Source organism: Roseicyclus mahoneyensis (assembly GCF_003148775.1).
GTDB classification, from domain to species: domain Bacteria; phylum Pseudomonadota; class Alphaproteobacteria; order Rhodobacterales; family Rhodobacteraceae; genus Roseicyclus; species Roseicyclus mahoneyensis.
In genome coordinates this window covers 37,239-54,661 of sequence record NZ_QGGW01000005.1, presented here as the reverse complement: position 1 = coordinate 54,661, position 17,423 = coordinate 37,239, and the positions used below count along the sequence as shown (strand labels likewise).

Annotated in this window: 19 protein-coding genes; 7 read left to right on the top strand and 12 right to left on the bottom strand. The window is 65.5% G+C overall.

What is annotated here, in order from left to right:
• Positions 1-100 precede the first annotated feature (100 nt).
• The 4 genes from C7455_RS11310 to C7455_RS11295 all read left to right on the top strand — a co-directional run bounded on the left by C7455_RS11310 (position 101) and on the right by C7455_RS11295 (position 3,034).
• Positions 101-892 carry an N-formylglutamate amidohydrolase gene (locus tag C7455_RS11310; RefSeq protein ID WP_425450639.1) on the top strand — a complete coding sequence of 264 codons (792 nt, stop codon included), beginning with the start codon at positions 101-103 and terminating at the stop codon, positions 890-892.
• 106 nt (positions 893-998) lie between these two features.
• A complete protein-coding gene (locus tag C7455_RS11305) occupies positions 999-1,958 on the top strand; it encodes a calcium-binding protein (protein WP_109668308.1) in 960 nt (319 codons plus the stop codon).
• A gap of 81 nt (positions 1,959-2,039) precedes the next feature.
• Positions 2,040-2,345, top strand: coding sequence for a DUF1244 domain-containing protein (locus tag C7455_RS11300; protein ID WP_109668306.1), 306 nt, complete (start codon positions 2,040-2,042; stop codon positions 2,343-2,345).
• Positions 2,342-3,034 carry an RluA family pseudouridine synthase gene (locus C7455_RS11295; RefSeq protein WP_245904308.1) on the top strand — a complete coding sequence of 231 codons (693 nt, stop codon included), beginning with the start codon at positions 2,342-2,344 and terminating at the stop codon, positions 3,032-3,034. The genes C7455_RS11300 and C7455_RS11295 overlap by 4 nt, the downstream gene beginning before the upstream one ends.
• On the opposite strand, the gene C7455_RS11290 is transcribed toward C7455_RS11295, so the two are convergent.
• Together C7455_RS11290 and C7455_RS11285 are read right to left on the bottom strand one after the other, a co-directional pair.
• On the bottom strand, positions 2,952-3,743 hold the full coding sequence (locus C7455_RS11290) for a hypothetical protein (protein ID WP_245904307.1): 792 nt from the start codon (positions 3,741-3,743) through the stop codon (positions 2,952-2,954). The genes C7455_RS11295 and C7455_RS11290 overlap by 83 nt on opposite strands.
• 99 nt (positions 3,744-3,842) lie before the next feature.
• Entirely contained in the window at positions 3,843-5,276 is a 1,434-nt protein-coding gene (locus C7455_RS11285) for an aldehyde dehydrogenase family protein (protein WP_109668305.1), read from the bottom strand.
• Between the two features lie 251 nt (positions 5,277-5,527).
• Here C7455_RS11285 and C7455_RS11280 point away from each other — a divergent pair, with 251 nt between their 5' ends.
• Positions 5,528-6,181, top strand: coding sequence for a peroxiredoxin (locus C7455_RS11280; RefSeq protein WP_109668302.1), 654 nt, complete (start codon positions 5,528-5,530; stop codon positions 6,179-6,181).
• A 71-nt stretch (positions 6,182-6,252) separates the two neighbouring features.
• Here C7455_RS11280 and C7455_RS11275 read toward each other — a convergent pair whose 3' ends face one another.
• The 5 genes from C7455_RS11275 to rpsO form a co-directional block, all read right to left on the bottom strand.
• Entirely contained in the window at positions 6,253-6,879 is a 627-nt protein-coding gene (locus C7455_RS11275; protein WP_109668300.1) for a L,D-transpeptidase, read from the bottom strand.
• 440 nt (positions 6,880-7,319) lie between these two features.
• Positions 7,320-9,458, bottom strand: coding sequence for a polyribonucleotide nucleotidyltransferase (gene pnp / locus C7455_RS11270; RefSeq protein ID WP_109668298.1), 2,139 nt, complete (start codon positions 9,456-9,458; stop codon positions 7,320-7,322).
• Between the two features lie 264 nt (positions 9,459-9,722).
• Complete coding sequence (locus C7455_RS20155) at positions 9,723-10,286, bottom strand: TetR/AcrR family transcriptional regulator (RefSeq protein ID WP_170119063.1); 564 nt, start codon at positions 10,284-10,286, stop codon at positions 9,723-9,725.
• Complete coding sequence (locus C7455_RS20150; protein WP_170119062.1) at positions 10,283-10,645, bottom strand: hypothetical protein; 363 nt, start codon at positions 10,643-10,645, stop codon at positions 10,283-10,285. Before C7455_RS20150 ends, C7455_RS20155 begins: the two co-directional genes overlap by 4 nt.
• Positions 10,646-10,782: 137 nt before the next feature.
• Entirely contained in the window at positions 10,783-11,052 is a 270-nt protein-coding gene (rpsO, locus tag C7455_RS11260) for a 30S ribosomal protein S15 (RefSeq protein WP_109668293.1), read from the bottom strand.
• 415 nt (positions 11,053-11,467) lie between these two features.
• On the opposite strand from rpsO, the gene C7455_RS11255 reads away from it, so the two are divergent.
• The gene (locus C7455_RS11255) at positions 11,468-12,913 is read left to right on the top strand and encodes a calcium-binding protein (protein ID WP_109668291.1); all 1,446 of its coding nucleotides are present in this window, start codon (positions 11,468-11,470) and stop codon (positions 12,911-12,913) included.
• Positions 12,914-12,926: 13 nt separating this feature from the next.
• Here C7455_RS11255 and C7455_RS11250 read toward each other — a convergent pair whose 3' ends face one another.
• From C7455_RS11250 to rbfA, 5 genes are read right to left on the bottom strand one after another with little or no spacing between them, the layout of a single operon-like run.
• The gene (locus tag C7455_RS11250; protein ID WP_109668288.1) at positions 12,927-13,820 is read right to left on the bottom strand and encodes an alpha/beta fold hydrolase; all 894 of its coding nucleotides are present in this window, start codon (positions 13,818-13,820) and stop codon (positions 12,927-12,929) included.
• Positions 13,807-14,331 (bottom strand): DUF1643 domain-containing protein, encoded by a 525-nt coding sequence (locus tag C7455_RS11245; RefSeq protein ID WP_109668286.1) that lies wholly within the window; start codon positions 14,329-14,331, stop codon positions 13,807-13,809. The genes C7455_RS11250 and C7455_RS11245 overlap by 14 nt, the downstream gene beginning before the upstream one ends.
• Before the next feature lie 42 nt (positions 14,332-14,373).
• The gene (truB, locus tag C7455_RS11240) at positions 14,374-15,279 is read right to left on the bottom strand and encodes a tRNA pseudouridine(55) synthase TruB (RefSeq protein ID WP_109668285.1); all 906 of its coding nucleotides are present in this window, start codon (positions 15,277-15,279) and stop codon (positions 14,374-14,376) included.
• Between the two features lie 33 nt (positions 15,280-15,312).
• Positions 15,313-16,050 (bottom strand): phosphodiester glycosidase family protein, encoded by a 738-nt coding sequence (locus C7455_RS11235; RefSeq protein ID WP_109668283.1) that lies wholly within the window; start codon positions 16,048-16,050, stop codon positions 15,313-15,315.
• Complete coding sequence (rbfA, locus tag C7455_RS11230) at positions 16,047-16,463, bottom strand: 30S ribosome-binding factor RbfA (protein WP_109668282.1); 417 nt, start codon at positions 16,461-16,463, stop codon at positions 16,047-16,049. Before rbfA ends, C7455_RS11235 begins: the two co-directional genes overlap by 4 nt.
• 119 nt (positions 16,464-16,582) lie before the next feature.
• Between rbfA and dapB the strand changes: the two genes are divergently transcribed.
• On the top strand, positions 16,583-17,395 hold the full coding sequence (dapB, locus tag C7455_RS11225) for a 4-hydroxy-tetrahydrodipicolinate reductase (RefSeq protein ID WP_109668661.1): 813 nt from the start codon (positions 16,583-16,585) through the stop codon (positions 17,393-17,395).
• The last annotated feature ends 28 nt before the right edge of the window (positions 17,396-17,423 follow it).

The following is a 17,423-nucleotide window of genomic DNA, read 5'->3' as shown; positions in this document are numbered from 1 at the left end:
GTTAGCGCAAACATCCCTGTTCTTACTGCTCTATGGCGCAAATCCGGTCGTCGGACAACCGGCTTGCCCCAGGCACTGGCCAAGCTTTTGCAAACTGCCTATGTCCGCAGTCGAGACACATGAGGACCATGACGACATCATGACGCCAGCCTTTGAGATCGAGGGCGCGGATCGGGGCGGGCGCTGGGTGGTGACCTGCGACCATGCCTGCAACCTTGTGCCGCCGGAGGTGGCGGAGGGCGATCTCGGCCTGCCGCAGGCCGACATGGCGCGCCATATCGCGTATGATGTCGGCGCGGCGGGGGTGGCGCGCCATCTTGCGCAGGCGCTCGACGGGCCGGTGATCCTGTCCGGGTTCTCGCGGCTGGTGATCGACCCCAACCGGGGCGAAGATGACCCGACGCTTCTGATGAAGATCTATGACGGCTCGATCATCCCAGCCAACCGCCACGCCGATGCGGCAGAGGTCGAACTGCGTCTCGACCTGTTCCACCGGCCCTATCACGCCGCGCTGGCGGGGCTGATCGCGGACCGCGACCGGCCGGTGATCGTGGCCATCCATTCCTTTACCCCGCAGTTGGTCGGCCGCCCGCCGCGTCCGTGGCATGTGGGCGTGCTTTATGCAGGCGACACGCGACTGGCCTTGCCGCTGCTGGCGCGGCTGAACGCCGAGCCCGACCTGTGCGTGGGCGACAACCAGCCCTATTCCGGCCATCTGCCCGGCGACGCGCTGGATCGCCACGCGGTGCAGCCGGGGCGGCTGCATGTCTTGGTCGAGATTCGCAACGATCTGATCGAAACACCTCAGGCACAGGCGGATTGGGGCAAAAGGCTCGCCCCGCAGCTGGTCGCCGCGCTGGCTCAGGCGGAATTGGGCAACAGTTCCGATTGATGCCCCTGCATTGTTTCGGCTTGCGGAGTGATGCGCGCAGCCTATTGACTTAATTCGATAAAAAGTAATCCCTTCGATCGCGTAACGATCATCGGGGGATGTAATCTTGGAACTTTTGCTGCTGTTTTTGCCGCTTGCGCTATTGGGTGCCCTTGGCCTTGGCGGCGACGACGATGATGATCCGGCCCAGGCAGCCACGCCGCAGGGCAACGGCATCGTCCGCGGCGGCAGCTCGGACGATGAAACCCTGACCGGCACCGCGGGCGACGACATGATCTTTGCGGCAGGCGGACCCGATTTCGTTTCCGGCGGCGCGGGCGCGGATTTCCTGTTCGGCGAAGCGGGCAACGACACGCTTGTCGGCAACGCGGGCGACGATGTTCTGCTGGGTGGTGCGGGCAATGACAATCTGCAGGGCGGCGCAGGCCGTGACCTTCTGCTGGGAGGGGCGGGCCGCGACCTGCTTTTCGGCGGTGCGGGCGATGACCTGCTCATCGGCGGCAGCGATCAGGACACGCTTTTCGGCGGGGATGGCGACGATATCCTTATCGGGATCGAGATCACGCCCGAAGCCATTGCGGACGGCATCTTTGCCGAGTTCGGGGCCGAACTGCGCAGCCAGATCGAAATCCGGCACGGCAGCGCCACCGCCGACCGGTTCGACACGCGCATCGCGGCGGCGATCTCCTCCGCGAATGTCGAGCAGCTCGCCCCGGGCGAGATCGGGTCGGTTCCGCGGCCCGACATCTTGTCGGGCGGCGAGGGCAATGACACCTTGATCGGCGATCATGGCGACGTGATGATCGGCGGCGGCACGAACACCGCTGACCTTTTCGTGGTCGTGAACCGCGGCGAGATGGCGCCCGTGACGATCCGCGATTTCGAAGCCGCCGACCGGATCGAGATCGATCCCGGCAACGCGATCGGCACCTTGTCCTTCACCAACCTCGACGAAGGCACCCTGATCCTTGTCGGCACAGAGGCGGTCGCGGTGATCGAGGGCATCTACGATCCCACCATCCTGATCCCGCGGGTGACGCTGAGCACGGCAGAACCCTTCTTGTGACGGAAGGACAGGCGTGCGCGGGCTGGGGGTGACAAATGCACCGGCCCGTCCCATCTTGGGGGGAACGCTCAGGAGACGCCGATGCCCGACCTAGACCCCGCGACCCGCACCGAACTGGAAGCCGCCGCCTTTCGTCGCCTGCTGGACCATCTCAACCAGCGCGCAGATGTGCAAAACATCGACATGATGAACCTTGCTGGCTTTTGCCGGAACTGCCTGAGCCGCTGGTATCAGGAAGCCGCAACCGAACGCGGGCTGGACATCGACAAGGAGGCTGCGCGCACCATCGTCTACGGGATGCCTTATAACGACTGGAAGGCGCAGCACCAGACCGAGGCGGACGAGGCGCAGAAAGCCGCCTTCGCCAAGTCGAACCCCGGCCATTGACCGCGACAGCCCCAGATCCAGGCATAGATCCCGGCCCGAACCCGGCCTTTGACTACCGGCCGCCCGACGCGCCGCTCGATATCGTGCATGCTGACGACCAGATCGTCATCGTCAACAAGCCCGCCGGCCTGTTGTCGGTGCCGGGCAAGGGCGATCACCTGTCCGATTGCCTGCTGGCGCGGCTGAAGGGTGCCTTTCCGACCACGCTTTTGGTGCATCGGCTGGACATGGACACCTCGGGCGTGATGGTCTTTGCGCTGACGCCGCACGCCCAGCGCCATCTGGGGCTGCAATTCGAGAAGCGGCAGATGAAAAAGACCTATGTCGCCCGCGTCTGGGGCGAGGTGGCCGAGGCTGCGGGGGAAATCGACCTGCCGATCGGCGTCGACTGGCCCAACCGGCCGCGCCAGCATGTCGATCCTGAAAACGGCCGCCCGGCGCAGACCGACTGGCGGCGTGTCCGGGTGGAGGAGGGGACGACGCGGATGCGGCTTTACCCCAAGACCGGGCGGTCACACCAGTTGCGCGTGCACATGCTGGAGATCGGCCATCCGATCCTTGGCGATCCGTTCTATGCGACGGGCGCGGCGCGCGATTACCCGCGCCTCATGCTCCACGCCGAAAGCCTGAAGCTGCGGCATCCAGACGGCGGGAAAGGGCTGCTGTTTCAGGCGAAGACGCCGTTCTGACCGAGGCGCGCTGAGCCGCAAGCCATAGCGCGTCGAGATCCCTGAGCGCGGCTGCGTCAAAGCGGTCCGCCTCTTCCCAGTAGCGCCCCGAGGGCACCATATAGCCCAGTTCGGCCTCGCGCGCCTGTGCGGCGGCCAGCGCCGGCCCATCGGGCGCGACCGGCAGCGTATCCGCCAGATCGTCGAGCGTGGCACGTGGGAACACCAGTCTGCTGTCTTGCCACGACAGGTTCACGCAAGCGCAGCCCTGTGCCGCGGCCAGCATCTGCAGCCGCGCGGCCTTGCCCTCGAGGCTTTGCAGCGTGATGTCGGCGCGCAGCGGGTCGGCGGTGCCGGTACCGTAGAAATGCGTGCGCCCGGTCGCGGCATAAACCATGTCGCAGCCGAAAAACGCCATCACGCGGGGTTTCAACGCGCCCAACGCCCAATACCCGGCGGTGAAGGCCATGGTGCCGCCCGCGTAGACGAAGCCGCCATAGGTGTTCTGCACCGGCACATAATCGCGCGCCTCGATGCGGCGCTGGCATGCCAGCAGGCCCGGGGGGCGGTGTTCGGGCGGGAAATCCTCGGGGTGGATCGACACGTCCCAATCCGGGCGCAGGCGCCAAGCGTTGTTGATCGCCACCACCTGATCGAACACCGACCGGTCCCAACTCTTTACCGCCACGGCAGCCGGACCGCTGCCGAGGATCAAGACAATCGGGCCCATGCCACGCTTCCTTCTGCCGTCTGAGTCGGAGATAGGCGGATTGCGCGACGGGACCACGACAAATTTCCGCACTGCGGCGAAACCGCAGTGCGGATGACATCAATCCCAGTCGCTGACGGTCTTGACCTCGAGGAATTCGTGGATGCCCCAAGGGCCACCCTCGCGGCCATTGCCCGATTGTTTCATGCCGCCAAAAGGCGAGCCCTTGCCGAACCCCTTGCCGTTGCATTCCACCATCCCCGACTTCAGCCGTCGTGCCATGCGGCGCAGCCGGTCCTTGTCGGTGGTCTGGATGTAGTTGGTCAGGCCATAGACCGTGTCATTGGCCATGCGCACCGCATCCTCCTCGGTGTCGAAGGGGATGATCGACAGAACCGGGCCAAAGATTTCCTCGCGGTAGATCGTCATGTCGGGCGTCACATCGGCAAAGACCGTGGGCCGGACAAAGAAGCCGCGGTTCAGGTGACCGGGCCGCCCCGTGCCGCCCGCGACCAGCCGCGCGCCTTGGTCGATGCCGGTCTGGATCAGCGTCTGGATCTTGTCGAACTGCACTTCGCTGACGACAGGGCCGATCCCGCGCCCTTCTTGGGCAGCGGGGATGACGGGGGTTTCTTCGGCGACGCGGGCGGCGATCTCCACCGCTGCCTCATAGCGGTCGCGTTGCACCAGCATCCGGGTCGGCGCGTTGCACGATTGGCCCGAGTTGTTGAAGCAGCGGGTGGCACCCCGCTTGACCGCCTTGTCGTCGGCGTCAGCGAAGATGATGTTGGCGCCCTTGCCACCAAGCTCAAGGCTCACGCGCTTGATCGTGTCGGCCGCCGCGATGGAAATAAGGCGGCCTGCCCGCGTCGATCCGGTGAAGCTGACCATGTCGACATCGGGATGGGCTGACAGCTGGCTGCCCACGCCCGGCCCGTCACCATTCACAAGATTGAACACGCCCGGCGGGATGCCCGCGGCATCCACGATCTCGGCAAAGACCAGACCCGACAACGGCGCGACCTCGGAGGGTTTCAGCACCATCGTGCAGCCCGCCAGAAGCGCCGGCGCGACCTTGAGCGCGATCTGGTTCATCGGCCAGTTCCACGGCGTGATCAGCGCGACCACCCCGATGGGTTCGTGGAAAATGCGCTCGCCCGGTGCGTGAGGCCCAAGCGGGCGGTCCCATTCCATCTCTTTCGCGGCGGCCAGAAAGCCCTCGAAATGCCAATCGCCCGAGGTGACCTGCTGCTGGCGGGACCAGTCGATGGGCGCGCCCATTTCGGCGGTGATCGCCTGCGCCATGTCCTCGGCCCGTGCGGTATAGGCGGCAAGCAGACGCTCCAGCGCGGCGATGCGCTCGGGGATCGGGGTGGCGGCCCAGCCGTCGAAGGCCGCGCGGGCGGCGGCAACGGCGGCATCGGTGTCGGCCTGATCGCCCAAGGAAATCGTCGCGCAGACCTCTTCGGTCGAGGGGTCGATGACGGGCAGCGGGCGCAGCGTGGCCGGAGCGACCCAGCGCCCGTTGATGTAGAATTCGGTGCTATGGTGCATGATCGTCTCCCATGTTCGGGGCACAGCCTGTCATCCCCGGCCGTGGGCTTCAAGGCGACAGGGCGACAGGGCAGAGGCCGCGAACGACCATCTTGCCGGGGGTGAGATCGCAAAACATACGACCGCTGTGCCGCGCTGCGGCGGAATGTCCCGACTTATTAAGAACGAGTTCGGGTTTGGGCGGTGAACCTGTCACGCAAAGTCCCTATGTGAAGAGTGATTGACGACGCAAATAAAAATGGAGCCGACCCATGGGCCTGCGCATCAACGACATCTTCCCCAACCTGACCGTCGAGACCGATCAGGGCAGCTTTGCGATGCACGACTACCAAGGTGACAGCTGGCTCATCTTGTTCTCGCACCCCAAGGATTTCACGCCGGTCTGCACCACCGAATTCGGGGCCGTGGCGCAGCTGGCCGACGAATGGGCCAAGCGCAACACCAAGGTCATCGGCCTGTCGGTCGACAAGGCCGCCGAGCATGTGAAGTGGAAAGCCGATATCGAGGCGACATCGGGCGCCAAGGCCGGGTTCCCGATCATCGCCGATGACGACCTGACGGTGTCCAAGGCGCTCGACATGCTGCCCGCCGACGCTTACCTGCCCGATGGACGCACCGCCGCCCACAGCGCAAGCGTGCGCGTGGTCTACATCGTGTCACCCGATCACAAGGTGCAGCTGATGATGACCTACCCGATGTCGGTCGGACGCAACTTTGCCGAGGTGTTGCGCGCGCTCGATGCGTTGCAGGCGACCTATGGCGTACCGATCGCCACGCCCGCCAATTGGGTGCATGGGCAAGACGTGATCGTCGCCCTGTCGCTCGACACGGAGGCGGCGCGGGCGCGGTTCGGCGAGGTCGACGTCAAGCTGCCCTATCTGCGCACGGTCAAGATGCCTGCCTGACCACTCAGGCGCAAACGTGGAAAGGCCCCGGTCACGCCGGGGCCTTTTTCTATCCACCGCTGCCGAAGCCGTCAGGCTTGAGGATACAAGTAGGCCGTCACCCCGACATCGACGTTCTCATACAGGTCGATGACATGCGCGTTGACCATTCGCACGCAACCCGACGAGGCCGAGGTGCCGATCGACCACGGTTGCGGCGTTCCGTGGATGCGCAGGTAGGTGTCGCGGTTGCCTGCATAGAGGTAGAAGGCGCGCGCGCCCAACGGGTTCTCTGGGCCGCCGGGAACGCCACCGGCGAATTGCGCATAGACCTGCGGCTCGCGGGCGATCATGTTCGCGGTCGGGGTCCACGACGGCCATTCCGCCTTGCGACCGATGCGGAAGGTGCCCGGCTCGTAAAGCCCCGGCCGCCCGATCGCCACGCCGTAGCGCATCGCGGTGCCATCGGTGCCGATGTGATAGAGATAGCGCGCCACCGCATCGACATGGACATCGCCCGCCCGCAGACCTGCGCGATGCTGCACGCGCGTCGGCATGAAGCGCGGGTGCAGACCCCAAGGATTGTTGGCATTGGGATCAGGATCGGGGCGCGTCACGGAGGCGTCGAACGACACCCGGTCCTGCGCCAGCACAGGCCCCGCAATGGCGCCGGAAAACAGCGTGGCGGTCGTGATGATGAAATGCCGGCGTGTCAGCATTGCGTCACCTCCTTCGTGTCGGGACGGAGAATCGTCATTAAATCACAGTTATATCTGTCCATTTTCCACCCTGTGGACAAGTGGCATGCACCTCACGAATTGGTCACCAGGGCAAGGCGGAGGCTTGCGACTCTGGCAGGCGGACGGCCTGACGCGGTCATCTTGTGGCAAAGCTGACACAAGACCCCCTATGTCGTGGATCAGCCGCGATGGCGCGGCATCGGGACAGACATCTGACAGTGTGCCGGACAGCGCGCGCAGGTGCCGGTTTCCCGGCCTGTGCGGGGAGCGGCCCGGTTCGGGTCTGTGCCGGGAAGACGACCGCCGGCGCGGTCCGTACCACCCGACGGACGCGTTGCGCTACGCCGGAACACAACGCGAAAAGGGCGCGCCCTTTTCTAGGCGCGCCCTCTGTCAGCTTTTTGATTCCAAGGGAAAGATCAGTCAGCCGCTTCTTCGGGCTGCTTTTCCAACTCTTTGCCGGTGGCCTGATCGACCATCTTCATCGCCAGACGGACCTTGCCGCGCTCGTCAAAGCCCAAGAGCTTGACCCAGACCTCCTGCCCTTCCTTGAGCACGTCGGAGGGGTGGTTCAGGCGCTTGTTCTCGATCTGGCTGACATGCACGAGGCCGTCACGCTTGCCGAAGAAGTTCACGAAGGCACCGAAATCGACGATCTTCACGACCTTGCCCTTGTAGATGCCGCCCTGTTCCGGCTCGGCCACGATCGAATAGATCATGTCGTAAGCCTTCTGGATCGACTCGGCGTTGGGGCTGGCGATCTTGATCACGCCATCGTCGTTGATGTCGACCTTGGCGCCCGACAACTCGACGATCTCGCGGATCACCTTGCCGCCCGACCCGATCACTTCGCGGATCTTGTCGGTCGGGATCTGCATCGTCTCGATGCGCGGGGCATGGATCGAGAACGCGCCCGGGGCGGTCATCGACTTGGCCATTTCGCCCAGGATGTGCAGACGCCCAGCCTTGGCCTGTTCCAGCGCCTTTTTCATGATCTCGGGCGTGATGCCCGCGACCTTGATGTCCATCTGGAGCGAGGTGATCCCGGCCTCGGTGCCCGCGACCTTGAAATCCATGTCGCCGAGGTGATCCTCGTCGCCCAGAATGTCGGTCAGGATGCCGTAAGAGCCGTCATCTTCCAGCACGAGGCCCATCGCCACACCGGCGACGGGTGCTTTCAGCGGCACGCCCGCATCCATCATCGACAGCGAACCGCCGCAGACGGACGCCATGGACGAGGAGCCGTTGGACTCCGTGATCTCGGACACGACGCGGATCGTGTAGGGGAAATCGGTCGAGGCGGGCAGCACGGCCTGCAGCGCACGCCATGCCAGTTTCCCGTGACCGATCTCACGACGGCCGGGGCTGCCCACACGACCCACTTCACCCACCGAATAGGGAGGGAAGTTGTAGTGCAGCATGAAGTTCTGCTTGGACGTGCCGTGCAGGGCGTCGACGAATTGCTCGTCATCGCCGGTGCCCAGCGTGGTCACGACAAGGCCCTGCGTCTCACCACGGGTGAAGAGCGCCGAACCATGGGTGCGCGGCAGAACGCCGGTCTGGCAGTCGATGGCGCGGACGGCATCGAGGGCACGGCCATCGATCCGGCGGCCGTTCTTGACCACGTCCGAGCGCATGACCATGGATTCCAGCTTTTTCAGCGCGGACCCCAGATTGGCGTCGGACAGCTGGTCCTCGGTCAGGGTTTCCTTGATCGCAGCTTTCGCGGCGGCCACGGCCGTGGTGCGTTCCTGCTTGTCGAGGATCGCGTAGGCGGCGCGCATCTGCGCCTCGCCCGCGGTCTTTACCGCATCGTAAAGCGCGGAGTAATCCGGCGGCTGGAAATCGAAGGGTTCCTTGGCGGCATCCTCGGCCAGATCGATGATCAGGTCGATCACCGGCTGGATCTGCTCATGCGCGAAGACGACCGCGCCCAGCATTTCCTCTTCGGACAGCTCATAGGCCTCGGACTCGACCATCATGACCGCGTCTTTGGTGCCCGCGACGACCAGGTCGAGACGCTGGTCGGGGTTGTTGCGCAGGTCCTGCATGTCGTCGACGGTCGGGTTCAGGATGTATTCGCCATCCTCATAGCCCACGCGGCAACCCGCGATCGGGCCCATGAAAGGCGCGCCCGAGATCGTCAGCGCGGCGCTGGCCGCGATCATCGCGACCACATCGGGATCATTGACCAGATCGTGCGACAGCACCGTGCACATCACCAGAACTTCGTTCTTGAAACCGGGCACGAAGAGCGGGCGGATCGGGCGGTCGATCAGGCGCGCGGTCAGCGTTTCCTTTTCGGACGGGCGCGCCTCGCGCTTGAAAAAGCCGCCGGGAACCTTGCCGGCTGCGTAATACTTTTCCTGATAATGGACCGTGAGAGGAAAGAAATCCTGCCCGGGCTTGGCTTCCTTGGCGAAGGTCACGTTCGCCATGACGCTGGTTTCGCCCAGTGTGGCGATGACGGAGCCATCGGCCTGACGAGCCACACGGCCCGTTTCCAGCGTGAGCGTCTCTTCGCCCCACTGCATCGACTTTTTCGTGATATTGAACATCTATCGTTTCCTGTTCGAAGGCACTCCGGGCCCCTGCCCGGTCCTTCAGTCAAATGGCGGCCCCATTGCCGCCGACCCCCTTATCATTCCATGCGCCGGGGTCAGGGCGTCACGTCTCAGATGGCCGCGCCTTACAGGTTTTCCTCGCTGTTGGAAAGCGGTTTGCAAGATCGGCAGGCCGTGCCAAGGCCGGACCGGAGCCGCGTCGGCAGCGATCCGGTGGCCGGCCCCGCATGCGCCGGCGGTGCGGCGCAAGGGCCGCAGTCAGTCACGCCCATCGGCCCGGAAATAGGCCGCCATCATCGCCGAAACGGTATCGGCCATCGCGCGCTGTTCGACCGCGCCGATGTCGGACTGGATGAGGAGCGCGCCGACATAAGCCGCATATTCCAGCTTGGCGGCCATCCGGGCGCGATCTTGGTCGATGCCGAACCGCTCGGCGTATAGCATCGTAAGGACCTGCAGCCGCCGCGCATCGGCCGCGGCCACGATGGCGGCCACGGCGCCATTGCGCCGGGCGACCTCCCGGATTCCCAGTTCGACATGGAAATCGACCTGCATCGCCATCTCGGTCAGCAGCCGCTCCTTTTCCCCGGCGCTGGCGGCGGCGGGAAAGCGCGCCACCAGCCCTTCGGTATGGGTCAGCACCCAGTGTCGTGCCATGGCTTGCAAAAAGGCGTCGTGATCGTCGAAATGATGATAGAACGACCCCCGGGTCACGCCCGCGGCCTTGCAGACAGGCGCCAGTTTGACCGCCTCGGCCCCGCCCTGTGCCAATTGGCGCAGGCCCAGATCCAGCCAATCCTCGCGCGTGAGGCGGGCGCTCACGCGAGGATGCCCCACAGGCCCAGAAACGCCACGGGAAGGAACAACCAGCCTTGCGGCAAATCCGCATGGCGCTGCCGCAAGGCGATGACGAGACCTACACCGCATAGCCAGAAGGCCGCGGCCAGCCCGGCGCCTGCGACCCCATAGGCCGCGATACCGGAAACTGCGGCGAGCGTGAAGAAAACCGCCATTGCGCCGATCGCGACCGAGGTGAAGTGCCAGCACAGGAAGTGCGTGTCGCGCACGACCGGGTCCAGTGCGCTGAGCCGCAGCGGCCGGAGGATCTGGCGGCCGCCCGCGACAAGGTGCAGGGCAAGCCATGCGGCGGACAATGCGGCGGCAAGGGTGAAGGGGATCATGGCGCCCTCCTTTCTTTGCATATCTTATGGTATGCTGTATCCGCGACGTCCATACCATTTGGTATGGTATGATCCGCCCGCGGCAAAGAAAAAGGCCGCACGCGGCGGCCCCTTTCACGATCTTGCCGGACTTTGCCTCAGCGACGGATGCCGAGACGGCCGATCAGGCTGGAGTAGCGCGCCTCGTCCTTGGACTTGACGTAGTCCAGAAGCTTGCGGCGCTGCGCAACCATCATCAGAAGGCCACGACGCGAGTGGTTGTCCTTCTTGTGGGTCTTGAAATGCTCGGTCAGGGTGCCGATGCGGCTGGTCAGGATCGCGACCTGAACCTCGGGCGAACCGGTGTCGCCTTCCTTGGTCGCGAATTCGGTCATCAGGCGCTGCTTTTCTTCGGGCGTAATCGACATCGTGGTCTCCTGTTCAAAGGGTGATGGCACAAGCCGGGATGTCGTCCAGCAGGGCCCGTGGAGGTATCGCGCACCAAGCGGCGCGGATGGGGGCGTATAGGCCCGGTCCGCAGGCTTGGGAAGAGGGCGACCCAGCCAAAATGCGAAAACTTGACCCATTCGCCGCAATACAGGACCAAACCTGCCATGGTTTCGGCGCAACCGCCCGCCAGCCTTAACTGTGATCGGTCCGGCCGGCTTCATCTTTTCGCAAGGATGCGGCACGGTCCGCTCGCACAGTCCCGTGAACGAATCACGGGGGGCGCAGGATCGCACCGCCGGACCTGCAGGGATTGTGCGGCTCGTCAGAAGGCGTTCCTCGCGGCACAGAACGTGCAACACGGTTTTTCGGGTTTTGCACGCATGGGGATTGGCGATGTTGGCGGCTGGTGGGCTTCTGATACTTCTGGCGATGGGGTATGCTGTCAGCGGCATGATCTCGGATGGTGATATCGCAGCACCGCAAGGCGCTGGCGGTGCCGCCGAACCTGACACCGCGGATGACGAGGGGCAGATGGCCGAGGGCACGGGTCTGGCCGATCTTCTGTTCGGCGACGATAGCGACGACGAGCCCGCCCCGGACGCCGAGGTCGGGCCGGATGCGCCGGATGGCGGGACGGAGCCGGACATCCTGCGCCTTGGACCCGGCGATCATGCCACGGGAAGCGCGGATGCGGATGTCTTTGCCATCGCGATGCCGGCTGCGGGCACGGAAGATGGCATCGTTGCCGACGTGCCGCGGATCAGCGATTTCGAGGCCGGCGTCGACCGGCTGATCCTCGAATTCGACGGCCTTGCAGAAGACGCGCCCGAGATTTCTCTGGACAGCGACGGCACACCCGATGCGACCACCGTTCTGGCCAATGGCCTGCCCGTGGCGCTGCTGCTGGGCGTGACGGCGATGGACCTGTCCGATGTCGAAGTGCAGATGACCGGCAGCGCCGACCCGGTCGCCGACACCACTGTGACCGACACGGGGGGCGATGACAGCATCGAGGGCCATTTTGGCGCGGATCTGATGGATGGTGGGACAAATGCCGACATGCTCGACGGGCGCGCTGCCATGGCCGAGCTTCTGGCCGGTGGGCATGACGCGATCACCGGAGGGGTCGGGCATGACACGATCGAGGGGAGCGCGGGCAATGACATGCTTGTCGGCAACGAAGGCGATGACGTGCTGCTGGGCGGCAGCGGCGCCGACGAAATCTATGGCGAAGACGGCGACGACCGGATCGAGGGCGGGGCGGGCCCCGATTTCCTTGTCGGCGGTGAAGGGAATGACAGCATCTGGGGCGGGGATGACAACGATCTGATCTTCGGCGGCGCGGGCGACGACCTGCTGTCCGGCGATGAGGGCGACGACTACCTACAAGGTGGCTTTGGCGCCGACACGCTGCTGGGCGGGGCGGGCAATGACCGGCTTGATGGTACCTTCACGACGGGCGGGTCCATTTTCGTCACCTTCGATCAAGATGAGGGCGACATCCTCGACGGCGGTGATGGGGATGACACCATCTTGATCGGCGCGCGGGACATCGCGACGGGCGGTGACGGGGCTGACAGGTTCGTGACCGGCAGCTACATCGAGACGGCCGAGGTCGCGGGCCATGTCACCGATTTCGACCCGAGCATGGATGTGATCGAGGTGATCTTCGACCCCGACCTGACGCCCGACCCGGTGATCACGGTCGAGGATTTCGACGACGGCACCGGGGCGAACATTCTGTTCGAGGGTCAATTGATCCTGAGCGTCAGCGGGGCGCAGGGGCTTGATCCGGCGCTGATCGAACTGCGCGAGGTCGTGCCCGACCGGGCAGCCTGAAGGGCCAGACCGATCAGCCGGTGAAATGCGGTAGCATCGCCGCAAGGAAGGCATCAGGCGCTTCCTCCATGGCGAAATGGCCGCATCCGCCGATCACGGTGCCGGTCACATTCTCCGCCCAAGCCCGCCAGATGGCCAGCGGGTCGCCGCGGCGCGCGGGAAACCCGTTCTGCGCCCAGACAAAACGGAGGGGCGCCGCGATCTTGCGGCCCGCGGCGCGGTCGGCCTCGTCCAGCGCGCTGTCGATGGTGGCACCAGCGCGGTAGTCGTTGCACATCGCCGCGATGCGCGCCGGGTCTGCCGCCTGCCTGCGGTAGCTGGCCAGCGCCTCGGGCGCGAAGGGTGACAGGTCGCCCGCCAAGGTCCAACTGGCCAGCGTGCGGGCGATGTAGCCCGGGCCATCGGCGGAGATCAGCGTCTCGGGCAAGGGCGCGGGCTGGGCGAGAAAGGTCCAGTGATAGGCCTTGAGCGCCAGTTCCGCAGTCCAGGCCGACCAGAAATCGGCCGTCGGCACGATTTCCACGATGCCCAGCCGGTCGATGCGGTCGGGAAGATCCAGCGCCATCCGGTAGGCCACCCGCGCGCCCCGGTCATGGCCGATGACATGGGCGCGCGCGATGCCAAGCGTGTCCATCAGCCCGGTGATGTCGCGCGCCATCACGCGTTTGGAATAGGCGTGGTTGGCGGGGTCGTTGGGCGGCACGTCGCTCTCGCCATAGCCGCGCAGGTCAGGCACGATCACGTCGAAATGGCGCGCAAAGGTCGGCGCGACGCAGTGCCAGGCCATGTGGGTCTGCGGATAGCCATGCAGCAAGATCAGCGCAGGGCCCGACCCGCCGCGATGGACCGACAGGTGCAGGCCGTTGGTAGCGACATGGGTCTTGGTGAACCCCTCAATCCCCGACATCCGCAGGCTCCCATGGTTGCGGCTGCACGTCATAGCCGATGTAGAGCGGATGCTTTGGGTGGCCCGCCTTGCTCAGCCCCAGATGCCACAGCGCCACGTCGGAACCGCGCAACATCGCCTCGACCTGCGGGCCGCGCCCCAGATGCGCGCCATGGGTGCCCCATGCGCAGATCACGCGATGTGCCCAATCCAGCGAGCCGAGAATGGCCGCGTCATTGCCGGGCCCCACCGGATCGGCGGCGGCGCGCATCACGCGGGGATCGGTGGCGCGATAGGCGAAGATGTTGAGCACGCGAAAGGCGCCATAACCCAGCGCCCGGGCGCGGCGCTCGCAGCGCTCAACGGTGGGGTCGTTCTGCACCTCGGTCGCGGTGGAGGGGTTGAGCATGACAAAGGCCGCGCGCGGCCCTGCGTCGTCCCAGACACGGGTGAGCGTGTAGCGAAAGGCCTCGCAGTCGGAATATTCCGCGACAGAGGCCGCATCGCCCTTGAGGTGCTGGCGCGTGATCATGGCCCGCTTATGCCGTGCCAAGACCCCGAGGGAAAGCCGCGCTCAGAGGTTGAACACCCGGTCGGGGTGCAACTCGCCGGCGCGCAGCCGCCCCACGGCGACTGGCAGACCCTGATACGAGGCCCAGGCCAGATCGCCGTACTCCGCCGCACCCGGCAGCACCTGACCGGGATTGCCGTTCCTGAGCCGCGCCGCGCCCGCATCGGTCGCCTTGAGTTCCGGCAGATCGGCCAGCGCCATGGCCACGGGGTGCAGCAGCGTGTCGATCTCGGGCGTGCGGGCCAGCGCCTCGATCTGGTCCATCGTCACCGCAGCCTCGATGTCGAAGGGGCCGACCCAGGTGCGGCGCAGGCGCAAGACATGGCCAAAGCACCCCAGCACCTGCCCGAGGTCGCGCGCGATGGAGCGGACATAGCCGCCCGAGCCGCAGACAAAGTGCAGCTCCGCATGATCGACGTCGGGCGTGGCAGTGAGGTCGAGCGCATCAACGTAAAGATCGCGCGCCTCCAGCTCCATCACCTCGCCAGCGCGCGCGATGTCATAGGCGCGTTCGCCATCGACCTTGACGGCGGAAAACTGCGGCGGAACCTGCCTGATGTCGCCGATGAAGGCGGGAAGCGCGGCGCGGATATCCTCGGCGCTCGGGCGCAGATCCGAAGTGGCGATGATCGCCCCCTCGGCATCGTCGGTGGTGGTGGCAGACCCCCAGCGCAGGGTGAAGTCATAGCCCTTCAGCGCGTCGCCCAGATAGGGGATGGTCTTGGTCGCCTCGCCCAGCGCCACGGGCAGCATGCCGGTCGCGTCGGGATCAAGCGTGCCGGCATGACCCGCCTTCTTGGCATCAAAAGCCCAGCGGACTTTGTTGACAACGGCGGTCGATGTCAGGCCCGCCGGTTTGTCGACCATCAGCCAGCCCGATACATCCCGTCCCTTGCGACCGCGCGCCATTGTCCGCTCCTGAACCTTGGAAAGATCGGGGGGCTACCCGCCCGACGGGGCCACGTCAACAACCGTGCCGATGATCGGCCCGATCGGCAGCCCGATATCGGCCCGCCCGATGCCCGGCGCATAAAGCCGCGAGACCCGCCCGTCGAAATAGAGCGCCTGCCGCACGCCCAATTGATCGCGAAAGAAACGCGCGAAATGGTGGAAATTCACCGGAACATCCGAGATCACCAGATGAACGATCCGCCCGCTTTCGTCCACGCCCACACCGTTGCGGATATTGCGGCTGGAGCCATCAGCGATGAAGCGCGGATGCAGGGCGCCGTCGATAACCAGCATCGGCCCCGATTGCGTGGCGTCACGACAGTCGGGCGGGTTTTCGGCAAAGGCACGGCTTTCGACGATCTGCGCCTCACCCCCGGTCAGGCACAGCACGCCATTGGGAAGGAGGCCGAAATTGCCGGGCCCGGCCGCGGTGATGACACGCATCTCCTCCACCCCGTTCTCGACGTATAGGCCGACGGGGCCGCGATCCTCGTGGAACATGCCGGCATTCATAGCCACACCAAGGCGGCGGCCGGGCGGCAGGGCCTGTTCGATGCGGGCAAAGCTGCCGTAGATCGCGCCGGCCTCGTCGCGCAGGAACAGGCGCAACTCGTCTTGCGTCAGATCGACGGCGCAGGTGGTGAAGGGCGCATTGTCAAAGACGATGGTTTCGCAGGCCATGGCGGGCGTGCCCGCAAACCCGGCCAGCAGGGCAAGGACACGGATCATTCGCCCCCCTCCGCGCCATCCCCCTCGATGTCGCGGCGCACGTCGTCGCGGTCGAACAGGGCGCGCGTCTCGTCCATCCGGTCGAAGGTCTCGTCGATCAGAAAACGCAGGTCGGGGGCGTATTTCAGCGACATGTCGCGCATGATCGCGCGGCGCAATTCGCCCCGGTTGCGGCTGAGCGCCTTGATCGCATCCTCGCGCCGTGCCCCGCCCAAGGGCATGACATAGACGGTCGCGATCTTGAGGTCGGGCGAAGTGCGCACCTCGCCCACGGTGATCGACATGGCGTTGAGCTCGGGGTCATGGACCTCGGCGCGCGACAGCACGGTCGACAAGACACGCCGGATCAATTCGCCTACACGAAGTTGCCGCTGCGACGGGCCTGCGCCCTCGGAATGCCGGTTCTTTGCCATGTCGTGCCTGTCGTTTGCTTGCCCCGCACTTAGGGCGTGCAGGGCCTGCCCGCAAGCGAGCGCTTTCCGCCCGCGCGGTGTTCCGCTATCAGCGCCGCACCGAAACGGAGGGTCGAGCCATGGCAGACAGCGTGGGCATCGCAGTGATGGGCGCCTCGGGGCGCATGGGGCGGATGCTGATCGATACGGTCACCGCGTCCCACAAGGCGCATCTTGTGGGTGTCACCGAACGGCCCGGCCACGACTGGATCGGCCGCGATCTGGGTGAAGCGCTGGGTGGGGCAAAAACCGGCGTGATGGTCCATTCCGATCCGCTGGACGTGATCGTCAAGGCGCAAGCGGTGATCGATTTCACCACGCCCGAGGCAACGCTGGCCCATGCCGCCCTGACCGCGCAGGCGCGCTGCGTACATGTCATCGGCACCACGGGCCTGACCGATGCGGATATCGCGGCCCTTGATGCGAGCGCCCGCCATGCGGTCATCGTGCGGGCAGGCAACATGAGCCTCGGGGTCAACCTGCTGACGCGGTTGGCGCAAGAGGTCGCCCATGCGCTGGACGCCGATTTCGATGTCGAGATCGTGGAAAGCCACCACCGCCACAAGGTCGATGCGCCGTCCGGCACCGCCCTGATGCTGGGCGAGGCGGTGGCGCGTGGGCGCGGCGTGAGCTTGTCGGAAGTGTCCGACCGGGGCCGCGACGGCATGACGGGCGCGCGCAAGCGGGGCGACATCGGCTTTGCCGCGATCCGGGGCGGCGACATCGTGGGCGAGCATGACGTGATCTTTGCGGGCATGGGCGAACGCATCGTGCTGAGCCATGTCGCGACAGACCGGGGCATTTTCGCGCGCGGCGCGCTTAAGGCCGCGCTTTGGGGTCAAGGGCAGGCGCCGGGGCATTATTCGATGATGAGCGTTCTGGGATTGGCGTGAATCCGCCCATTGCTTGATTTCGAGCCGG